This window comes from Vibrio salilacus (assembly GCF_002811245.1).
Classification (GTDB): Bacteria; Pseudomonadota; Gammaproteobacteria; order Enterobacterales; family Vibrionaceae; genus Vibrio; species Vibrio salilacus.
Window position 1 is genome coordinate 181,013 of sequence record NZ_NIVQ01000004.1, and the last position, 18,629, is coordinate 199,641.

17 protein-coding genes are annotated in these 18,629 nt (G+C 46.8%); 7 read left to right on the forward strand and 10 right to left on the reverse strand.

Annotation, left to right across the window (positions count from 1 at the left end; translation table 11 throughout):
• Positions 1-36 precede the first annotated feature (36 nt).
• From CDZ87_RS04485 to CDZ87_RS04510, 6 genes are all read right to left on the reverse strand, one after another.
• On the reverse strand, positions 37-1,914 hold the full coding sequence (locus tag CDZ87_RS04485) for a propionyl-CoA synthetase (protein WP_100752365.1): 1,878 nt from the start codon (positions 1,912-1,914) through the stop codon (positions 37-39).
• A 45-nt stretch (positions 1,915-1,959) separates the two neighbouring features.
• Positions 1,960-3,135 (reverse strand): 2-methylaconitate cis-trans isomerase PrpF, encoded by a 1,176-nt coding sequence (gene prpF, locus CDZ87_RS04490; protein WP_100752366.1) that lies wholly within the window; start codon positions 3,133-3,135, stop codon positions 1,960-1,962.
• A gap of 8 nt (positions 3,136-3,143) precedes the next feature.
• Positions 3,144-5,735 (reverse strand): Fe/S-dependent 2-methylisocitrate dehydratase AcnD, encoded by a 2,592-nt coding sequence (gene acnD / locus CDZ87_RS04495; protein WP_100752367.1) that lies wholly within the window; start codon positions 5,733-5,735, stop codon positions 3,144-3,146.
• A gap of 68 nt (positions 5,736-5,803) precedes the next feature.
• Positions 5,804-6,946 carry a bifunctional 2-methylcitrate synthase/citrate synthase gene (prpC, locus tag CDZ87_RS04500; RefSeq protein WP_100752368.1) on the reverse strand — a complete coding sequence of 381 codons (1,143 nt, stop codon included), beginning with the start codon at positions 6,944-6,946 and terminating at the stop codon, positions 5,804-5,806.
• A 109-nt stretch (positions 6,947-7,055) separates the two neighbouring features.
• Complete coding sequence (gene prpB / locus CDZ87_RS04505) at positions 7,056-7,952, reverse strand: methylisocitrate lyase (RefSeq protein ID WP_100752369.1); 897 nt, start codon at positions 7,950-7,952, stop codon at positions 7,056-7,058.
• 11 nt (positions 7,953-7,963) lie between these two features.
• On the reverse strand, positions 7,964-8,659 hold the full coding sequence (locus CDZ87_RS04510; protein WP_100752370.1) for a GntR family transcriptional regulator: 696 nt from the start codon (positions 8,657-8,659) through the stop codon (positions 7,964-7,966).
• Between the two features lie 417 nt (positions 8,660-9,076).
• Here CDZ87_RS04510 and CDZ87_RS04515 point away from each other — a divergent pair, with 417 nt between their 5' ends.
• The 4 genes from CDZ87_RS04515 to CDZ87_RS04530 are packed head-to-tail and all read left to right on the forward strand — an operon-like array spanning position 9,077 to position 13,783.
• Positions 9,077-10,477 (forward strand): TolC family protein, encoded by a 1,401-nt coding sequence (locus CDZ87_RS04515; protein WP_100752371.1) that lies wholly within the window; start codon positions 9,077-9,079, stop codon positions 10,475-10,477.
• Positions 10,478-10,486: 9 nt separating this feature from the next.
• Complete coding sequence (locus CDZ87_RS04520) at positions 10,487-11,464, forward strand: HlyD family secretion protein (protein ID WP_100752372.1); 978 nt, start codon at positions 10,487-10,489, stop codon at positions 11,462-11,464.
• A gap of 13 nt (positions 11,465-11,477) precedes the next feature.
• The gene (locus tag CDZ87_RS04525; RefSeq protein ID WP_100752373.1) at positions 11,478-12,641 is read left to right on the forward strand and encodes an ABC transporter permease; all 1,164 of its coding nucleotides are present in this window, start codon (positions 11,478-11,480) and stop codon (positions 12,639-12,641) included.
• Positions 12,638-13,783 carry an ABC transporter permease gene (locus CDZ87_RS04530; protein ID WP_100752374.1) on the forward strand — a complete coding sequence of 382 codons (1,146 nt, stop codon included), beginning with the start codon at positions 12,638-12,640 and terminating at the stop codon, positions 13,781-13,783. The genes CDZ87_RS04525 and CDZ87_RS04530 overlap by 4 nt, the downstream gene beginning before the upstream one ends.
• A gap of 247 nt (positions 13,784-14,030) precedes the next feature.
• Here the strand turns inward: CDZ87_RS04530 and CDZ87_RS04535 are convergent, their stop codons facing one another.
• Positions 14,031-14,420 (reverse strand): ATP-binding protein, encoded by a 390-nt coding sequence (locus tag CDZ87_RS04535; protein ID WP_100752375.1) that lies wholly within the window; start codon positions 14,418-14,420, stop codon positions 14,031-14,033.
• A gap of 130 nt (positions 14,421-14,550) precedes the next feature.
• On the opposite strand from CDZ87_RS04535, the gene metA reads away from it, so the two are divergent.
• Both metA and CDZ87_RS04545 read left to right on the forward strand, forming a co-directional pair.
• Positions 14,551-15,492 carry a homoserine O-acetyltransferase MetA gene (gene metA / locus CDZ87_RS04540; RefSeq protein ID WP_100752376.1) on the forward strand — a complete coding sequence of 314 codons (942 nt, stop codon included), beginning with the start codon at positions 14,551-14,553 and terminating at the stop codon, positions 15,490-15,492.
• A gap of 334 nt (positions 15,493-15,826) precedes the next feature.
• Entirely contained in the window at positions 15,827-16,480 is a 654-nt protein-coding gene (locus CDZ87_RS04545) for a tetratricopeptide repeat protein (RefSeq protein WP_100752377.1), read from the forward strand.
• A gap of 32 nt (positions 16,481-16,512) precedes the next feature.
• Here the strand turns inward: CDZ87_RS04545 and CDZ87_RS04550 are convergent, their stop codons facing one another.
• Genes CDZ87_RS04550 through CDZ87_RS04560 form a run of 3 tightly spaced genes read right to left on the reverse strand, consistent with a single transcriptional unit; the run spans position 16,513 to position 18,278 of the window.
• Positions 16,513-16,701, reverse strand: a complete 189-nt coding sequence (locus tag CDZ87_RS04550) for a hypothetical protein (RefSeq protein WP_100752378.1) — start codon at positions 16,699-16,701, stop codon at positions 16,513-16,515.
• Between the two features lie 21 nt (positions 16,702-16,722).
• The gene (gene rlmF, locus CDZ87_RS04555; RefSeq protein WP_245834644.1) at positions 16,723-17,715 is read right to left on the reverse strand and encodes a 23S rRNA (adenine(1618)-N(6))-methyltransferase RlmF; all 993 of its coding nucleotides are present in this window, start codon (positions 17,713-17,715) and stop codon (positions 16,723-16,725) included.
• A gap of 59 nt (positions 17,716-17,774) precedes the next feature.
• Complete coding sequence (locus CDZ87_RS04560) at positions 17,775-18,278, reverse strand: M48 metallopeptidase family protein (protein WP_100752380.1); 504 nt, start codon at positions 18,276-18,278, stop codon at positions 17,775-17,777.
• A 115-nt stretch (positions 18,279-18,393) separates the two neighbouring features.
• On the opposite strand from CDZ87_RS04560, the gene CDZ87_RS04565 reads away from it, so the two are divergent.
• Positions 18,394-18,624, forward strand: a complete 231-nt coding sequence (locus CDZ87_RS04565) for a glutaredoxin family protein (protein WP_100752381.1) — start codon at positions 18,394-18,396, stop codon at positions 18,622-18,624.
• Positions 18,625-18,629 lie beyond the last annotated feature (5 nt).

Consider the following 18,629-nt stretch of genomic DNA (forward strand, 5'->3'; position numbering starts at 1 on the left):
CCTCAAATATAAGGAGCTCGGATTAACTTAGAGTTTTTAGGAATTTAGCGCTCTTTCTATTTCGTCTAGACTGGTTGGATCATCAATGGTTGATGGCACTGTGTACTGCTCTCCGTCAGCGATTTGACGGATAGTACGACGTAAAATCTTACCTGAGCGCGTTTTAGGCAAGCGCTCTACCACCAACGCATGTTTAAAACAGGCGACCGCGCCAATCTGATCGCGAACTTTACCAACTAATTCACCTTCAAGCTGCGCATCATCGATTTTAACCCCATCCTTGAGTACCACTAATCCCAGTGGTAACTGACCTTTCAAATCATCATGCACACCAACCACCGCGCACTCGGCAATGGCAGGGTGACCGCCAACAATCTCTTCCATTTCGCCAGTTGAAAGACGATGTCCGGCGACGTTTATCACATCATCAATACGCCCCATAATGAACAAGTAACCCTGATCATCAAGGTAGCCACCATCGCCCGAAACATAGTAACCGGGGAACTGGCTCAAGTAACCAGACTCAAAACGATCATGATTACGCCACACCGTTGGCAAACAACTTGGTGGCAACGGACGTTTTAATGCCACAAAACCCTGCTGATTAGGTCCAACTGATTCACCCAATTCATTGAGGATCTCAACTTGATAGCCTGGAATGGGTTTGGTTGCCGAGCCTGCCTTAATCGGCATCAGTTCGATACCGGTTGGATTACCGGCAATCGCCCAGCCTGTTTCGGTTTGCCACCAGTGATCGATGACAGGCTTTTGCGTTTTCTCTTCAACCCATTCAAGAGTCGGCGGGTCAAGACGTTCTCCTGCCATAAAGATGGTTTTCAGATGAGATAAGCCATACTTTTTCAGCTGCTCTCCGTCCGGATCTTCTTTTTTAATCGCACGAAACGCCGTCGGTGCCGAGAATAGTACATCGACCTTGTGCTCTTCACATACACGCCAAAACGCGCCAGGATCTGGCGTGCGTACCGGTTTACCTTCAAACAATATGGTGGTGCAGCCGTGGATTAATGGCGCATAAACGATATAGGAGTGGCCGACTACCCAGCCAACGTCGGAGGCTGCCCAGAACACACCGTCTTGGGCAATATTATAAATGGAAGTCATCGAGTACTTCATCGCCACAGCATGACCACCGTTATCTCTTACTACGCCTTTGGGTTTGCCAGTTGTACCTGAGGTATAAAGTATATACAAAGGGTCGGTGGCAAGAACTGGAACACAGGCGTGAGGCAATGCTTGTTGATAGGCACTCGCCCAGTCAAGATCACGATCTTGAGTCAACTCGGCCGGGCATTCGGGGCGCTGCAAGACTATAACGCACTCTGGTTTCCAGCGACTGTCCATAATGGCTTTATCGACTAAAGGCTTATATGGAATGACTTTATTAATCTCAATACCACAAGAAGCCGTCATCACCAGTTTTGGCTCCGCATCTTCTAAACGCACAGCCAGTTCATTGGCAGCAAAGCCACCAAACACCACTGAATGAATGGCACCTAGGCGTGCACACGCAAGCATCGCCATAGCAGCCTCTGGAATCATCGGCATATAGATGACAACACGATCACCCTTCTCAACCCCCTGCGCTGCCAACATACCGGCAACTTTGGCCACTCGGTCACGCAACTCTTGATAGGTATAGCTTTGCTGGCTGTTGGTCACAGGCGAGTCGTATATCAACGCCGTTTGTGAACCTCGCCCCTGCTCACAATGATAGTCAAGGGCCAACCATGATGTGTTGAGTAACCCGTCGGGAAACCAGCGTTCGATGCCGTTTTCGTCTTTAGCTAATACGGTTTGTGGTGCTTTAAACCAATCGATTTTTTTTGCTTGAGCGGCCCAAAAACCTTGCGGATCATTGGTAGCCCATTGGTATTCTTTTTCGTATGCAGACATATTGCTTCCTCCAGTATGTCTTGAACTTGCTATTAGAGTCAGTTTCTAGTTCGCAAAGACATCAGAGGGTACACGCACAAATCCCTCCATTAAGATACGAGCACTGCGGCTCATGACCGCTTTTTCAACCAGCCAACCTTGATCAGAATGGAGTGCTTTTGCCCCCACTTTCAATGTGCCCGAAGGGTGGCCAAAAGTAACCGATTCCATTTCACCGCCACCGGCAGCGCGATTGACTAACGTACCCGGTACACAAGACGCCGCAGCGATAGCAACCGCTGCCGTGCCCATCATGGCGTGATGCAGCTTACCCATTGACAGCGCGCGCACCAGTACGTCGATGTGTTTAGCATCGACCGATTTTCCACTCGAAGACAGATACGATTTAGGCTGTGCGACAAACGCGACCTTAGGGGTATGTTGACGGCTTTGCGCCTGATCAATACTATCGATTAGGCCCATTTTCAGCGCGCCATAAGCACGAATTTTTTCAAACCGCGCTAAGGCTTGTTCATCGTTATTGATCTCTTGTTGCAATTCTGTGCCTTGGTAGTCAAGCGCTTGCGCATCAATAAAAATCGTCGGGATTCCTACATTGATCATCGTGGCTTCAAAACAGCCCACATCCGGCACGTCTAACTTATCGACTAAATTCCCAGTTGGAAACATGACGCCTTCACTTGGCTGCATAAAATCAACCTGAATTTCGGCTGCAGCGAAGGTCACCCCGTCGAGTTCAAAGTGACCCGTTTCTTGAACTTGGCCATGACTGATGGGCACATGAACCACAATCGATTTATTAATGTTCGCTTGCCAAACGCGAACTTGCACAATGCCGTTGTGTGGAATCCGCTCTGCATCAATCAGGCCAGCGTGAATCGCAAAAGGGCCAACGGCGGCTGATAGGTTGCCGCAGTTACCACTCCAGTCAACAAATGGCTTATCAATTGAGACCTGACCAAATAGGTAATCCACATCGTGATCAGCTTGGGAACTCTTTGATACAATCACTGTTTTACTGGTGCTTGAGGTCGCCGCCCCCATTCCATCAATCTGTTTGCCGTAAGGATCAGGGCTGCCAATCACACGCAACAGCAACTTATCACGCGCTTCACCTGGCTTCTGAGCCGATACAGGTAAATCCGTTAAGTTGAAAAATACCCCTTTGCTGGTACCACCACGCATATAAGTAGCAGGAATTTTGATTTGACTTGCTGTCATGAGGCCTCCTACTGCGCTAAAAAGTCTTGGGCGAAACGCTGCAAAACACCACCTGCATTATAGACATTGACTTCATCTGCAGTATCAAGGCGGCAAGTCACTGGCACATCAAATTTTTCACCGTTTGCTCGGGTCACCACCAGCGCTAAATCAGCACCTGGTGTGATATCTCCGAGGACGTCATACAATTCGCTGCCGTCTAGCTCAAGGGTTTTACGATCCGTCCCTGCTTTGAACTGCAGTGGCAATACCCCCATGCCGACTAAGTTGGTACGGTGAATGCGTTCAAACCCTTCAGCAACAATCGCCTCAACGCCAGCCAAACGTACCCCTTTTGCCGCCCAGTCTCGCGATGAGCCTTGACCGTAATCCGCTCCTGCGACAATGATCAAGGGCTGCTTACGGTTCATGTAAGTTTCAATCGCCTCCCACATACGAGTGACTTTGCCTTCAGGCTCAATACGCGCTAGCGAACCCTGCACCACTTGGCCGTTGTCCATCACCATTTCATTAAACAACTTAGGGTTGGCAAACGTCGCACGTTGCGCGGTTAAATGATCGCCGCGGTGTGTCGCATAAGAGTTAAAGTCTGCTTCTGGCACGCCCATGGAAGCAAGATATTCGCCCGCAGCGCTATCGGCCAAGATGGCGTTCGATGGCGATAGATGATCGGTTGTGATGTTGTCACCTAGCACTGCTAATGGACGCATGCCAGACAAACTGCGCTCTCCTGCGAGCGCGCCTTCCCAATACGGCGGGCGGCGAATATAGGTACTTTGTGGTCGCCAATCATAAAGTGGATTGTTATTACGCGCGCCTCCATCCAGTTTAAACATTTGAATGTAGACTTGCTTAAACTGCTCCGGCTTGACATGCTGGCCAACTACCGCGTCGATCTCTTGATCACTTGGCCATAAATCATTGAGGAATATAGGCTTACCATTGCTGTCTGTACCAAGCGCGTCACGTTCTATATCAAAACGAATCGTTCCTGCTAATGCATACGCAACCACCAAAGGTGGCGAGGCAAGAAAAGCCTGTTTCGCATAAGGGTGGATTCGCCCATCAAAGTTACGATTCCCCGACAGAACCGCCGTGGTGTACAGATCTCGGTCGATAATTTCTTGCTGAATGGTTGGGTCAAGTGCACCACTCATGCCATTACACGTCGTACAAGCGTAAGCAACGATGCCAAATCCCAGTTTCTCAAGCTCTGGCAGTAGGCCTGAGTCTTCAAGGTAAAGCTTGGCCACTTTAGAGCCCGGCGCAAACGACGATTTAACCCAAGGCTTTCGCACCAAACCGAGTTGGTTGGCTTTTCTTGCCAGCAGACCTGCAGCCACCACGTTACGAGGGTTACTGGTATTGGTACACGAAGTGATGGCTGCAATAATTACCGCACCATCAGGCAAGTTGTCATCATCTTGCGCAGGTGTTTGTGGAATAGAAATACCGCGCTGAGCAAGTTCAGAGGTAGGCAAACGGCGGTGTGGATTTGATGGGCCCGCTAGGTTGCGCGTCACTTGCGAAAGATTAAATTCCAACACTCGCTCGTATTCGGCCTCAATTAAGTCATCGGCCCACAATCCAGTTTGTTTCGCATACAATTCAACCAGCGCAACTTGTTCTTCATCACGGCCTGTGAGTTTCAAGTAGTTAATAGTCTGCTCGTCAATGTAGAACATGCCCGCGGTAGCGCCATACTCTGGCGTCATATTTGAAATCGTCGCACGATCGCCGATGGTAAGATCCTTAGCCCCCTCACCGAAGAACTCTAAGTAACAAGAGACTACTCGTTGGTTACGCAAGAATTCGGTAATCGCCAACACAATATCTGTTGCAGTAATGCCCGGCTGACGTTTACCGGTTAACTTAACCCCAACGATGTCTGGTAATCGCATCATAGATGGCCGCCCGAGCATCACGGTTTCGGCTTCAAGGCCACCAACCCCAATCGCGATAACCCCTAATGCATCAACGTGAGGTGTATGACTGTCGGTGCCAACACAGGTATCTGGATAAGCAATGCCCTGCTTTGCCTGCACCACAGGTGACATTTTCTCAAGATTGATTTGATGCATAATGCCGTTACCAGCGGGAATCACACTGACGTTCTCAAAAGCCGTTTTACACCACTCGATAAAGTGGAAACGGTCTTCATTACGGCGATCTTCAATTACACGGTTCTTTTCAAACGCATCTGGGTCAAAGCCTGCATGTTCTACTGCCAATGAATGATCGACGATCAATTGCGTTTCAACCACCGGATTGACCTTATCAGGCTCACCGCCTTGCAGAGCAATTGCATCTCGTAGGCCCGCTAAGTCAACCAATGCGGTTTGGCCGAGAATGTCGTGGCACACTACTCGGGCAGGATACCAAGGAAAATCGTGGTCACGCTTGCGCTGAATAAGCTGTTGTAAGCTTTGCGTTAATATATTTGGGTCGCAGCGTCGAACCAGTTGTTCCGCCAGTACGCGTGAGGTGTATGGCAGTGTTTCATAAGCGCCGGGAGAGAGCGCATTGACAGCTTCACGGGCATCAAAATAATCAAGATGTGTTCCCGGAAGCGGTTTTCGGTATTGGGTATTGACAGTCATAGCAGCTTCCATTCAGGTAAGTCGTTATTATTCGCTCCCTCACTACAGGGAGGGAGCGTGCGTTGGGGTTACCTGTTTTCGATTGGCACCCAGTCTTGATGATCGGGGCCGGTATAGTCCGCGCTTGGACGAATAATACGGTTATTGGCGCGCTGTTCATACACGTGGGCAGCCCAACCAGTTAAGCGGCTCATAACAAAAATCGGCGTAAATAGTTTGGTTGGAATATCCATAAAGTGGTAAGCCGATGCATGGAAGAAATCCGCATTACAGAACAAGCCTTTTTCACGTTTCATCACCGCTTCAACTCGCTCAGACACCGCGTATAAGTGCGTATCGCCCACCGCCTTCGAAAGCTGTTTTGACCACTGTTTGATCAACGCATTACGCGGATCACTTTCGCGGTAAATTGCGTGACCAAAACCCATAATCTTGTCTTTGTTGGCCAACATTTGCATGATGTTTGCTTCCGCTTCATCTGGTGTTTGCCAATGTTCAATCATCTCCATCGCTGCTTCATTCGCGCCGCCATGCAGTGGGCCACGCAGCGTCCCTATCGCAGCAGTGATGCACGAGTGGAGATCAGACAAGGTTGATGCACAGACTCGCGCTGCAAACGTCGACGCATTAAATTCGTGCTCGGCGTACAAAATCAGTGAGCAATGCATGACTTTCTTGTGCATTTCTGTCGGCTCTTTGCCAGTGAGCAATTTCAAGAAATAACCGCCAATGCAGTTTTGCGATTGATCTTCAGTATCGACTCGCACGCCGTCATGGCTAAATCGATACCAGTAACAGATTATCGCTGGAAACAAGGCTAACATCCGCTCAGTAGCATCCAGCTGTTGAGAAAAGTCGCGTTCTTGCTCTAAGTTACCTAATACAGAGCATCCCGTGCGCATAACATCCATTGGATGAGCAGAGGCGGGGAGCAATTCAAGTGCCTGTTTTAGCTCAGAGGGGAGACCTCGCAAACTGATCAGACGCGTTTTATACTCATCCAACTCTTGCTGATTCGGTAGATGACCGCGTAATAATAGATGAGCGACCTCTTCAAATTGTGCGTTATTGGCTAAATCAGTGATATCAAAGCCACGATAGGTTAAGCCAGTGCCTGTTTTACCAACGGTACACAGCGCTGTAGTGCCTGCACTTTGACCGCGTAAACCTGCGCCGCCTATTTCTGCGCTCTTGTTCGATACTAGAGACATTTTTTGAACTCCTTTTCTGTTTGATACTGCTCTCTTATGGAGCGTTTATTACCAAACGATTTCACGTTATTAATTTGATTGAAATGGTTTTCTTGGGCTTGCGCGCTTGTTATTTCCCTTCTGAAAATAGCTGATCGAGCTTATCTTCATAGTCATGGTATTTAAGGTGTGCGTACAATTCTTTGCGCGTCTGCATGGATGCAGTCAGGGCTTCTTGATTACCGACATCAAGCAGATGCTGGTAGACATTTTCCGCCGCTTTGTTCATTGCACGGAAGGCACTCAACGGATAAAGCACCATATCAACTTTTGACTTCGCCAAATCATCGCAACCATAAAGAGGCGTTTGACCAAACTCAGTAATATTGGCCAAGATAGGCACATGCTTACCCGTCGCTTGGTGCAGGGAATCAGAGAATTGCACATACTGTTCCAGCTTTGTCATTGCTTCAGGGAAGATCATATCGGCCCCCGCTTCAATACAAGCAATTGCACGTTCTATCGCACGGTCGATTCCCTCGACTGCCAACGCATCGGTGCGCGCCATAATGACAAAACTTTCGTCATGGCGAGCATCAACGGCTGCCCTGACACGATCGACCATCTCTTGCTGGCTAACAATGGCTTTATTCGGACGATGTCCACAACGCTTTTGTGCCACCTGGTCTTCCATATGCACTGCGCCAGCACCTGCTTTCTCCATTGCTTTTATCGTGCGCGCGATGTTAAACGCACCGCCAAACCCAGTATCAATATCAACAAGTAGTGGCAGTTCACAGGCATTGGTAATGCGCTCAACGTCGACCAATACATCATTCAGTGTCGTGATTCCGAGATCGGGAAGGCCATACGATGCGTTCGCAATACCACCTCCAGAGAGATAAATCGCTTGATGACCAATGTTTTTCGCCATCATCGCGCAATACGGATTAACCGTGCCGACAATTTGCAGTGGATTGTTTTGTTCAACAGCAAGTCTAAATTTTGCTCCTTGAGATAAACTCATGACTCTTTCCTCTAGTCCTTACGGATTTGTTGTGCAATCAGTGAGCGGCTTCCTGATATGTGACGACGCATAAGCATTTCGGCTAATTCTTCGTCACGATTGCGGATCGCCTGCAAGATATATTTATGTTCATCCAACGCTTCAACCGGACGCGATTGAGAGCGTGGCGACTGATAACGGTACATACGAAGCAAGTGGTACAGCTCGTCGCACAACAGCGCAATCAACTTACTGTTACGACTGGCTAAAATGATTCGATAGTGAAAGTCGAAATCACCATGCTGGTGAAAGTATGAGGCCCCTTCGACTTGATCAATATGATGTGAATGTGTCAACAATACCGCTTCGAGCCCTGCAAGTTGCTTTGGCGTGATATGTCGCGCGGCCAAACGCGCAGCCATGCCCTCTAGCGCCTCACGTACAGAATAGAGTTCAACCAATTTTTCTGGCGATAAAGTAATTACTCGCGCACCGACATGCGGAATTCGTTCGATTAATCCTAATCCTTCAACGCGCATGATGGCTTCACGCAGCGGACCACGGCTAACCTGATAGCGCTTAGCCAGTTCGGGCTCAGAGATTTTACTTCCAGGCGCAATATCACCATTGACAATCGCTTCGACCAGTGACTCGGTCAAACTTGCTGATTTGGTATGCTCTTTTTCTACGAGAGCGCCTTTTGGTCGAGTTTTAAGCTCTGTATTCATCTCTATTTTACTCTTGGTAACAACTAAAGACTGTCTACAATCTTTCTTCATACCAACAAAATAGACCATTATACTGTCGACAATCAAGATTATTGTCGACAATTTAGACTAAGGTATAACTCATGAGCAACTTAAGCTGTGTACAACTGCGTCACATATTAGCAATCGATTACAGTGTCGATTAACACCAATACTATAAAATCAATGACTCACATTAAATATGCGTTTAGTATCGTAACTCATTAATACGGATAGTGAATAGAGAAGGCTTATGTGGAAGTTCAAACACACAGTAATGATTGCCACAATGGCGCTATTAAACCTAAATGGCGGCTCTATAGTTAGGCAGGTAAATTGCCTCAGCCTCACCTAGAGTATATACTCTAACCCGAAAGATAACCCAACTAGAGTGCCCCTATGTTACTGCGCCCTATCGCTGCAATGATCGCATGTTTGAGTTTATATTCTCCAGTGTCGCTTTCAGCCGCCATTAGTTTTGAACAAGCTTGGCAACTATTAAAGCAAGAAAATAATTCATTGGCTGCACAACGTTCCAATGTTGATCGCTATCAACACCTAGCAAGTGCGACAGATAACCTTAACTTCCCTTCTATCACTTTAGGTGCCAATTACACACGACTCGACAGCGATGTCACGTTATCTGGGCAACAAATTTTTAATAGTACTGGTCAGCCTCTACCTAATCTCGGCCCGACATTCAACCAGTTGTTTGCCCACTTAGGTAATATCACCTCGACAATCACTGAGCGCGATATTTTCAGTTCATCGTTGCGTGCGATTTGGCCGATTTTTACTGGCGGAAGAATTAACGCGGCTCAGTCTGCGGCTGAAGGAAAAAAACAGCAGGCACAAAGCGAACTCGCAATGGAAACGCAAGCACGTTTCGAAGATTTAAGTAAATACTATTTTTCCGTGCTGCTGGCTCAAGACGTGGTCGAAACCCGCCGTTTAGTCGAACAGGGGTTAACTCGCCACCGTGACAATGCGTTAAAGCTAGAACAACAAGGGCAAATTGCTCGCGTTGAGCGCCTACAAGCACAATCGGCACTCGATAATGCGATCATTGAACGTAAAAAAGCGGATAAAAGCCTCGAAATCGCACAAACGGCTCTCACTCAGATTTTAAACCAATCAACATCGGTCGAGCCATCAGATACGCTGTTCATTAACCAAAACCTGCCCTCTCAACAAGTGTTTCTCGAACGCACACTGGCGACTTATCCCGGCCTTGAGTTATTAGATGCCAAAGAAAAACAGGCCGATAGCTTGATGAAAGCCGAGCAAGGTAAATACTACCCTGAAGTCTATCTGTATGGTGACTATAGCTTACATGAAGACGACTCATTGGCCAGTCAGATGAAGCCAGACTGGCTAGTGGGCATCGGCGTTAACATTCCTTTGATTGAAAGCTCTGGGCGTAGCGAAAAAGTAAAAGCTGCGTACACGGCCATCTCTCAAGTCCGTTACCTTAAAGCGCAGGCCAAGCAAGATCTGTCAGTATTGGTACAAAAAACCTACCTCGAAGCACAACAAGCACAAGAAGAAGTGATCGGCCTGCAATCCAGTATCGATTTGGCACAGGAGAACCTAAATCTGCGTCAAAAGGCGTTCTCTCAAGGTCTGTCCACATCCACCGACGTGGTTGATGCCCAACTTTATATCGCAAAGGTGAAGACTCAAAAAGCCGCGGCTAGCTTCAACTATCTAATTTCACTAGCCAAATTACTGGCACTCTCAAGCGAAATGGATGCATTTAGTCAGTACCAACACAACGCTATTAATACCTCAGGTTTATAAGGTTTACCGATGAAAAACGCCAAATCACTAGTTCTTTCAGCTGTCGCATTAAGTGTTGCATCTTGGGTGAGTTATAGCTTTTATCAAGCCTATCAACCTCAACCTGTTCGCCTGCAAGGTCAAATTGAATCGCAACAGTATAGTATCTCTTCCAAAGTTCCAGGACGCATCGACCAAATTCTGGTGCGAAAAGGTCAAACGATTGAAAAAGGTGACCTCGTTTTCACCCTTCATAGTCCAGAAATCGAAGCCAAATTAGAACAAGCAAAAGCAGGCGAAAAAGCCGCAGATGCACTTGCGATGGAAGCCGAAAATGGGGCACGTAGCCAGCAAATTCAGGCGGCCAAAGATCAATGGTTAAAAGCTAAAGCGGCGGCCTCACTGATGGAGAAAACCTACCTTCGAGTCAATAATCTATATAATGAAGGTGTTGTCGCGGAGCAAAAACGTGATGAAGCTAAAACACAGTGGGATGCGGCTAAGTATTCCGAAAGCGCGGCTTTTCAGATGTATCAACTCGCCCGTGAAGGTGTGCGCAGTGAAACCAAGTTGGCTGCTGCAGAGAAAGCTCGAATGGCGGCAGGCGCAGTTGCGGAGGTGGAAGCTTACGCTCAAGATACACGCATAGAAAGCTGGTTCGAGGGTGAAGTATCTCAAGTACTGCTACAAAGTGGTGAACTTGCTCCACAAGGCTTCCCAGTTGTTACTGTGATCGATACTCAAGATTCCTGGGCGGTGTTTAATGTTCGTGAAGATTGGCTCAAACAATTCGACAAAGGCACCCTGATTAACGCCTATGTGCCTGCTTTAGATAAGAATATTGAATTGGAAGTGGCGCATATTTCAGTCATGGGTGACTTTGCTACTTGGCGTTCAACCGACGCATCACAAGGTTTTGACTTACGCACCTTTGAAGTTGAAGCTAGACCAACGCAACCTGATCATAAATTGCGTATGGGCATGAGCTTAGTGGTTGAGTTGAATTAATACGGTTGTCATTATGCAGGCTAGACCCGTTTCACAAATGACCATTGTCCGGCGCGATAAATGGCTCCTCTCATCTCTCACTTGGCTCCCAGTGGTGCTGGTTATCCTCGTTTGGGCTATTTTTTCAAAGGGCATCGTCCGCGATTTGCCCATTGGTGTGGTTGATCTTGACCGAGGCAAATTGTCTGGAGAATTGATTCGTTACTATGACGCGAGCTCCAGTATGGCAGTCAAACAACACTACCCCAGTGTTGCCAGTGCCAAACAAGCCCTGATTTCTGGCGATATTTATGCTTATGCGGTGGTCCCGTACCACTTCGAGCAAGACACTTACAAACATCTCTCGCCACAAGTGAGTGTGTTTTATAACAGCCAAATGATCTTAATTGGTAAGATTCTAAGCTCCGCCTTTCTTCAAGCGCAAGGTACGCTTAACGCTCAACTAAGCACTGTCGAGAATTTGGCCAAGGGCGGGGCAACATTCGCGTCTGCTATGGGTAAAGCCGTACCGATTCGAACGCAGATAACCTCACTGTTTAACAAAAACTCCAATTATGCCCAGTTTTTAGTCTCAGCGATTGTCCCTGCGCTGTGGCAAATTGTTATTGTAGTCAGCACCATTTTGATTCTCTCTGCCAATTTACGCGATCGGGGCTTAACACACTGGCTAGGCACTCACGCCACTCGCAACTTAATCATGACATTAGCGCCTTATAGCTGGGTGTTTGCAGTGCAAGGTTGGGCGTTTCTGTGCTGGTTCTATCTTGGTTTCGAATGGCCGATGAATGGCAGCTTTATCACACTAATTATTGCCCAATTTTTCACCATGATTGCATGCATGGTCATGGGGTGCCTGTTTTTCTTCTTAACTTTAGACGCAGCTAGAGCGATGAGCTTTGCTGGCGCATTTACGGCGCCGAGCTTCGCTTTTATGGGCATCACCTTCCCGGTGACTGATATGAACACGCTCGCTCAGATATGGCGAAGCCTTTTGCCAATCAGCCACTATATTGAGGTTCAAGTCGGTCAAGTGAGTTACGGTGAAGCGTGGACCCAATCGATGACGCACTTGATACCGATGCTTGGTTATTGCCTTCCTCTGGTTATGGTTATTGGCTTAATGAGCATACATCTTAACGCAATACATTCGAGTCATTCGACTAAGGGCACCCAATGAGATTTGGCCTACTGCTTAAAGCCGAACTGAAAGCACTGCTGAGCAATCCGGTAATCTTGATTACGGTGTTTGGCGGCGTACTGTTTTACTCGTTCCTTTACCCGCTACCTTACAGTCACCAGACCCCGAGAGAGCAGAAAATAAGCGTTGTTAACTTAGACAAAAGCCAAACCAGTTACCAGTTAGAGCGTATGGTTGATGCCACCCCTCAAGTTAAAGTCATGCAACGCGACTCAACACTCGCTGATGCGAAGCAAGCTTTTCTCGATGGGAAAGTCAGTGGTATTTTGGTGATTCCTGAACATTTCTACAAAGATTTAATGCTCGGGAAAAGCCCCACACTTGCCTACGCTGGTGACGCTTCTTATTTCTTGGTTTACGGCACCATCGTCGAAGGATTAGCGCAAGCTGGCGGTACACTCGCCGCACAAACGACGGTAGCTAAACTGGTACTCGATGGCGAACCTCTGTCTAAAGCTGCCACGCAATACGCCGCCACTCGCACCAATCTAAAACCGACCTTTAACCCACGTATGGGTTACGTTGACTATGTGGTTCCTGCGGTATTTGTGCTGATTTTACAACAGACCCTTGCCATGGCTGCCGGATTAATGGTCGGCACACAAAAACAAGGACGAGGATATTGGCTAAAAGTGTCGCCAGTGAAGCTATTACTGGCACGTAGTATAGTCCTGACGGTAATTTATTATCTGCTCAGCATGTATTACTTTGGCGCCAGCTTCTCGTTTTATGGGGTTAATCAACTGGCCAGCGCAGTCGACTTACTCACCTTCACCCTGCCTTTCTTGCTTGCAACCATAGCTATCGGTTCTTGGCTCGGTGCCATCACACCAAGACGTGAGTTGGTCACCTTAGTCGTACTGATAAGTTCGATGCCGCTTGTTTTCAGCGCCGGCTTCATTTGGCCTATTGAAGCGATCCCTGCTCCGATTGCTTGGTTATCTGAATTGTTCCCTAGCACGCCGGCCATTCAGGGCTTCCTGAGGCTCAATCAGATGGGAGGCAGTTGGCAAAGTGTCTCTGATGAATATCTGCAACTGTGGATACAATGTATTGGGTGGACGTTGCTCAGTTACATCGGCTATCAAAAGTCCATCAGTAAGCTTTCAGCAAAATTATAGAACGAATAAAGGCTTAGCTAGGTCGCTAAGCCTTTATGGCTATCTGTTGATAAGCAGAACAAAATCTAGCGCTAGAGGAGACTGATTATTTCGTCAGCGCTGATCCGGCCAACTGGAAAGCGGGCCAATTTATCTTTTAACGATACTATAATAGTGTATGGCAACATAACTTGATATCGCTCCAAATTTTAAGCCACAAACCAAACAATCAATTGACCAATCATTGATTAAATAAGGCCACTTACCACTAAAGAGGTATTTCCCAGCTTTGCCACCGCTGCTTCATTTTCTCAATTATGTGTTCTTCAACACCGTGAATATTACCGAAATTGTCGTGACACTCGATCACTTCAAATTTCGCGTTATAACGCTGAGCTAATTTATAGTAAGGCTCTATTTCCCATCGATGCACAAAGGTATTGGAAACTACCACATCTTGACCGCGGGCTAGACAGCGCTGGGTGTTGGTTTTACACCAATGATGAGCCTGTGGCAGCTTGTTTGGTTGAAAAAGGTAGTCACCGTTATGGTCGACGAAATACATATCAGCCTCGAAGTGATGAGCTGGCAATGTTCTGGCCAAGGTACTTTTGCCCGATCCAGGTAAGCCACGTATCAGCGTCAGTTTTAATGTCATAAAGAGATCGTGTGATTGATTTGGACAACAATATTATTATATCTAGAGGTCAGATTGCTATCGACATCTTCATGTGATTGGGTTAAGTTTAGAAGTATAGACGTCCATAACCATGCTTAGGGAGTAAGCTGTGCCGATTAAGATCCCCGATCAATTGCCCGCGTCTGACGTATTGCGTACCGAGAATATATTCGTGATGGCCGAGTCTCGTGCCTCTACTCAGGAAATTCGTCCGCTTAAAGTTTTGATCCTCAATTTGATGCCAAAAAAGATTGAAACGGAAACCCAATTTCTACGTTTGCTATCCAACAGTCCACTTCAAGTTGATATTGAACTGCTGCGGATTGATGATCGCCCAAGTAAAAATACACCAACGGAACATCTCGACAATTTCTACCGCCAATTTGAGATGGTCAAAGGGCGTAATTTCGATGGATTGATCATTACTGGTGCCCCATTAGGATTGGTTCAGTTTGAAGACGTGATTTATTGGGAACATTTACAAACGATTATGAATTGGGCGAAGGGCCATGTGACCTCGACATTGTATGTCTGTTGGGCTGCGCAAGCTGGGCTAAAGTTGCTCTATAACCTACCCAAACGTACACGTAAAGAAAAGCTATCGGGAGTGTACCAACATAAAGTCCACCAACCTTATCATCCAGTATTACGCGGTTTTGACGATACCTTTTTGGCGCCGCACTCTCGTTATGCTGACTTTTCACCCGAATACCTTGAAGAACATACTGATTTGGATATTCTTGCCACATCAGATATCGCTGGTGTTTATCTTGCCGCAACAAAAGACAAGCGCAATGTCTTTGTAACCGGCCATCCGGAATACGATTCACACACTCTGCATCATGAATATATTCGTGATCTTAGTGAAGGCATGGAGCCTGCGATTCCGGTCAATTACTACCCCAACAACAACCCAGACAACAAGCCCGTTGCAAGCTGGCGTAGTCACGGCCATTTACTGTTTGCCAACTGGCTCAACTATTGTGTTTATCAACAAACGCCGTATGACCTCGACCAATTCAGTGAAGCCAATTTCACCATCAATGACTAGGGTCTGTTGACCTTTCGAGCTGATTTTTGCAGTACGTTGTGGGAAATTTATACAAGGCATCAGCTTTGACGTGTGGTTACTCTACATAAAAGCCGATAACGCCGTAGAAATGAACAGCCCCTAATAACCATCGTAGAATGAAAGGAGCGCATTGCGTTCCTTTTTATTCGCCAATCCACAGCGCACTTTTTCTGCTCAAAACGACACATTTTGATGTATATCCTGTCTGTACTCAAGGATACTCTCTGCGCCTTCTCGGATTTTAACCACACTATATACTGTGCTTGCGATTTGTTATCTACAGTAAGTCATCGTTTATCATTGTTGGCATATTATGCGTATTTTCATCCTACTTTTACTGCAGTTTATGAGCGGTTGCATAACCGTAGCCTCTTCTGATCAAATGACCTTAAGTGCTGACAGTAAACAAAAAGCAGAGGCTCGGGTTGCTCTTGGAATGGAGTACCTTCGTCTTGGACATCTTGACAAGGCGGGACAAAACTTTGAATTGGCTATCGAACATGCACCAGACTATTACCTTAGCCGACTATCACAAGCGCTCTATTATCAGCACGTTGGTTCAACCAGTTCAGCGCAAGCTCTCTACAATCAGCTGATTCAAACCGACCTAAGTGAGCCTGCTGTTGTATCAAGTTACGCCACTTTTCTTTGTCAGCAAAATCAATTTAGTCAAGCTCAGCACTGGTATCGCCAATCGATACTCAGCGCCCATGCACTTCAGCGTGCATCAAACTATCAAAGCGCCGCTTTATGTGCACTTAAAAACAACGATTATCCGCTTGCCGAAACATATTTGAACCAAGCGCTTGAACATCAACCCGAACGCAAAGAATTATGGTTCTACCTAATAGAAGTGTATTTAAAGAGTAACCAAACCGAGAAAGCCAAAAAGAGACTGGCTAACTTAGAGCAAAGATTTGGCTCTAACGCAGCAACAAAGAATTTACAGTTAAAGATAAACCAATAAACACGCTGCAATCATGCGTGTATTGGCTTAATCTAGCGACGTTTGGAACGAGAGGTTTGGCGACGACGCCGCACACGCGAAGCGCGCTGAATCTTTTTATACTCACGGTAGAGGATATAAATAAAGCCAGCTAGCCCTATGATGAGCAATACCGAGAATAGCGACAAAAAGCTATCGCAAAGCCAAACGGGTTCACAGGGCATATAAATTTCAATTTCCATCCCCTGCTCCTGTCAATTAAATTACGGTTGTCGCGCTAACCACTGAGACCGTTGCGTGTGATCGTGAAAACTCCAAGCGATAAAGCGGCTAATTTTTTGCCCTTGATTCATTTCAACAACATGGATCTCTTTCGCTCCGGCCTTCTCAAGGTTTTTTCGCATCCAACGCACGTTGTCTTTTTTCGAGATCAAGCTACTGAACCACAAAACTTGACTGGCAAAGTCTCGACTTTCAAACGCCATATTTTTGATAAACGCCGCTTCACCACCAGGGCACCACAACTCGGCTTTTTGTCCACCGAAGTTAAGTATAGATGAAGCTTGACTGGCCGATTTTGGCGAGCTTTGGCCACGCTTGGCTTTGTTGGCGGTCAGATTTCTCACTTTGCGCTGACTGCCTTGCTGCGCGTCTTGCAAAGACTTATGAAAGGGTGGATTGCACGTCGTTAGGTGATAGCGCTCACCCGGACGAATAATACCTTTGAAAAAATGCGCTGAACTGGTTTGTAATCTCGCTTCAATCTTGCCATCGAGCACGGCGTTTTGCTTAGCAATCCAATTGGCGTTTTTTACTGATACCGGGTCGACATCACTACCCACAAAGTGCCAATCGTACGCGGTAATACCCACAATAGGATAAATACAGTTAGCCCCAACGCCAACGTCTAGGCCGCACAATTTGGTCTGATTGAGCTTAGGTAAATCGTTGGTCACTAGGTCATGCAAACGGTGGATGTAGTCAGCGCGACCCGGAATCGGCGGACACAAAAACCCTTGAGGAATATCCCAATTCGTCACTTGATAATGATAAGCCAGCAGTGCCTGATTGAGGAGCTTGACGGCAACCGGATCAGAGAACGAAATGCTCATCTCCCCTTTCGGATTGCGAATGACACATTGCTTAAGTTTAGGCAACGCCGCTATCAGTTTAGGAAAATCATATCGGCCTTGATGAACGTTGTGTTTGTGCAATCCTGGTTTACCTTTATGAACAACCATTTTCGGGGCTGACATTTTGACGTCATGACGGTTGTTTTCAATAGCTAGCTGTTTTTGGGTGCGCGTATTCATAGTCACTTCTGTTTAACAGTTTCAAGGTAAATCATAAAGAGTCGGGCATCGAGCTCAAGTTGGTGATAATCCGGCAGCATATGGCAACAGAGTTGATAAAAAGCCTTATTGTGCGCTTTCTCTTTAAGATGGGCTAACTCATGAACAACTAACATTCTCAGCAGTGGCTCAGGCGCTTGCTTAAAAATACTGGCGATACGGATCTCGTTTTTGGTTTTTATCTTACCGCCATGCACCTTAGCTACATAAGTGTGCAACCCGAGCGCATGGTTAATGAGATGAATCTTATTGTCGTACACCACTTTACTCAGTGGCGCGGTCTTTTTCATATAACGGTTTTTAATTGCTATCGCGTAGTCGAACAGCGCTTTCTCACTTTTGATGTTGTGATGTTGCGGGTAACCCTGTTCGAACCATTGGATCAACTTACCTGATTCGACCAGTTGCGTGACTGGTTCAATAATATGTTGAGGGTAACCTTGAATGTATCTTAGGCTTGGATTCATCACTATATGTGCCAGTCATCTCAAATAAAGGGGGGCATAAGTTTACCCCATTCCGACTTGTCATTCACCGCCTTTTCATTAAACTCTGCGACTCATCATTGCCAAGGAAATCCTCATGAAACGACTTGTCTTGTACGTCAAAGATAAATGCCCACACTGTAAAGATGCACAACGCTACTTAGATTCAAAGGGTTATAAGTACCGTTTAACTAATGCAAAAATGCAGCGTGGACGCAAAGAGTTGGACGCTATTGGTGCACGTTCTTTACCCGTACTTAAGATTGGAGACCGATATCTGATTGGCTGGAACCCTGGTAACTTCGAGAAAATGTATCACTCCAACTAAGCCTA

What these genes read in the sequence shown, in the direction of transcription:
- prpF (WP_100752366.1), bottom strand. Translation starts at nt 3,135, where the DNA reads ATGACAGCAAGTCAAATCAAAATTCCTGCTACTTATATGCGTGGTGGT.
- CDZ87_RS04535 (WP_100752375.1), bottom strand. Translation starts at nt 14,420, where the DNA reads ATGACATTAAAACTGACGCTGATACGTGGCTTACCTGGATCGGGCAAA.
- prpB (WP_100752369.1), bottom strand. Translation starts at nt 7,952, where the DNA reads ATGAGTTTATCTCAAGGAGCAAAATTTAGACTTGCTGTTGAACAAAAC.
- CDZ87_RS04525 (WP_100752373.1), top strand. Translation starts at nt 11,478, where the DNA reads ATGCAGGCTAGACCCGTTTCACAAATGACCATTGTCCGGCGCGATAAA.
- CDZ87_RS04550 (WP_100752378.1), bottom strand. Translation starts at nt 16,701, where the DNA reads ATGGAAATTGAAATTTATATGCCCTGTGAACCCGTTTGGCTTTGCGAT.
- acnD (WP_100752367.1), bottom strand. Translation starts at nt 5,735, where the DNA reads ATGACTGTCAATACCCAATACCGAAAACCGCTTCCGGGAACACATCTT.
- CDZ87_RS04485 (WP_100752365.1), bottom strand. Translation starts at nt 1,914, where the DNA reads ATGTCTGCATACGAAAAAGAATACCAATGGGCTACCAATGATCCGCAA.
- CDZ87_RS04560 (WP_100752380.1), bottom strand. Translation starts at nt 18,278, where the DNA reads ATGAATCCAAGCCTAAGATACATTCAAGGTTACCCTCAACATATTATT.
- prpC (WP_100752368.1), bottom strand. Translation starts at nt 6,946, where the DNA reads ATGTCTCTAGTATCGAACAAGAGCGCAGAAATAGGCGGCGCAGGTTTA.
- CDZ87_RS04520 (WP_100752372.1), top strand. Translation starts at nt 10,487, where the DNA reads ATGAAAAACGCCAAATCACTAGTTCTTTCAGCTGTCGCATTAAGTGTT.
- CDZ87_RS04545 (WP_100752377.1), top strand. Translation starts at nt 15,827, where the DNA reads ATGCGTATTTTCATCCTACTTTTACTGCAGTTTATGAGCGGTTGCATA.
- CDZ87_RS04510 (WP_100752370.1), bottom strand. Translation starts at nt 8,659, where the DNA reads ATGAATACAGAGCTTAAAACTCGACCAAAAGGCGCTCTCGTAGAAAAA.
- CDZ87_RS04530 (WP_100752374.1), top strand. Translation starts at nt 12,638, where the DNA reads ATGAGATTTGGCCTACTGCTTAAAGCCGAACTGAAAGCACTGCTGAGC.
- CDZ87_RS04565 (WP_100752381.1), top strand. Translation starts at nt 18,394, where the DNA reads ATGAAACGACTTGTCTTGTACGTCAAAGATAAATGCCCACACTGTAAA.
- CDZ87_RS04515 (WP_100752371.1), top strand. Translation starts at nt 9,077, where the DNA reads ATGTTACTGCGCCCTATCGCTGCAATGATCGCATGTTTGAGTTTATAT.
- rlmF (WP_245834644.1), bottom strand. Translation starts at nt 17,715, where the DNA reads ATGTCAGCCCCGAAAATGGTTGTTCATAAAGGTAAACCAGGATTGCAC.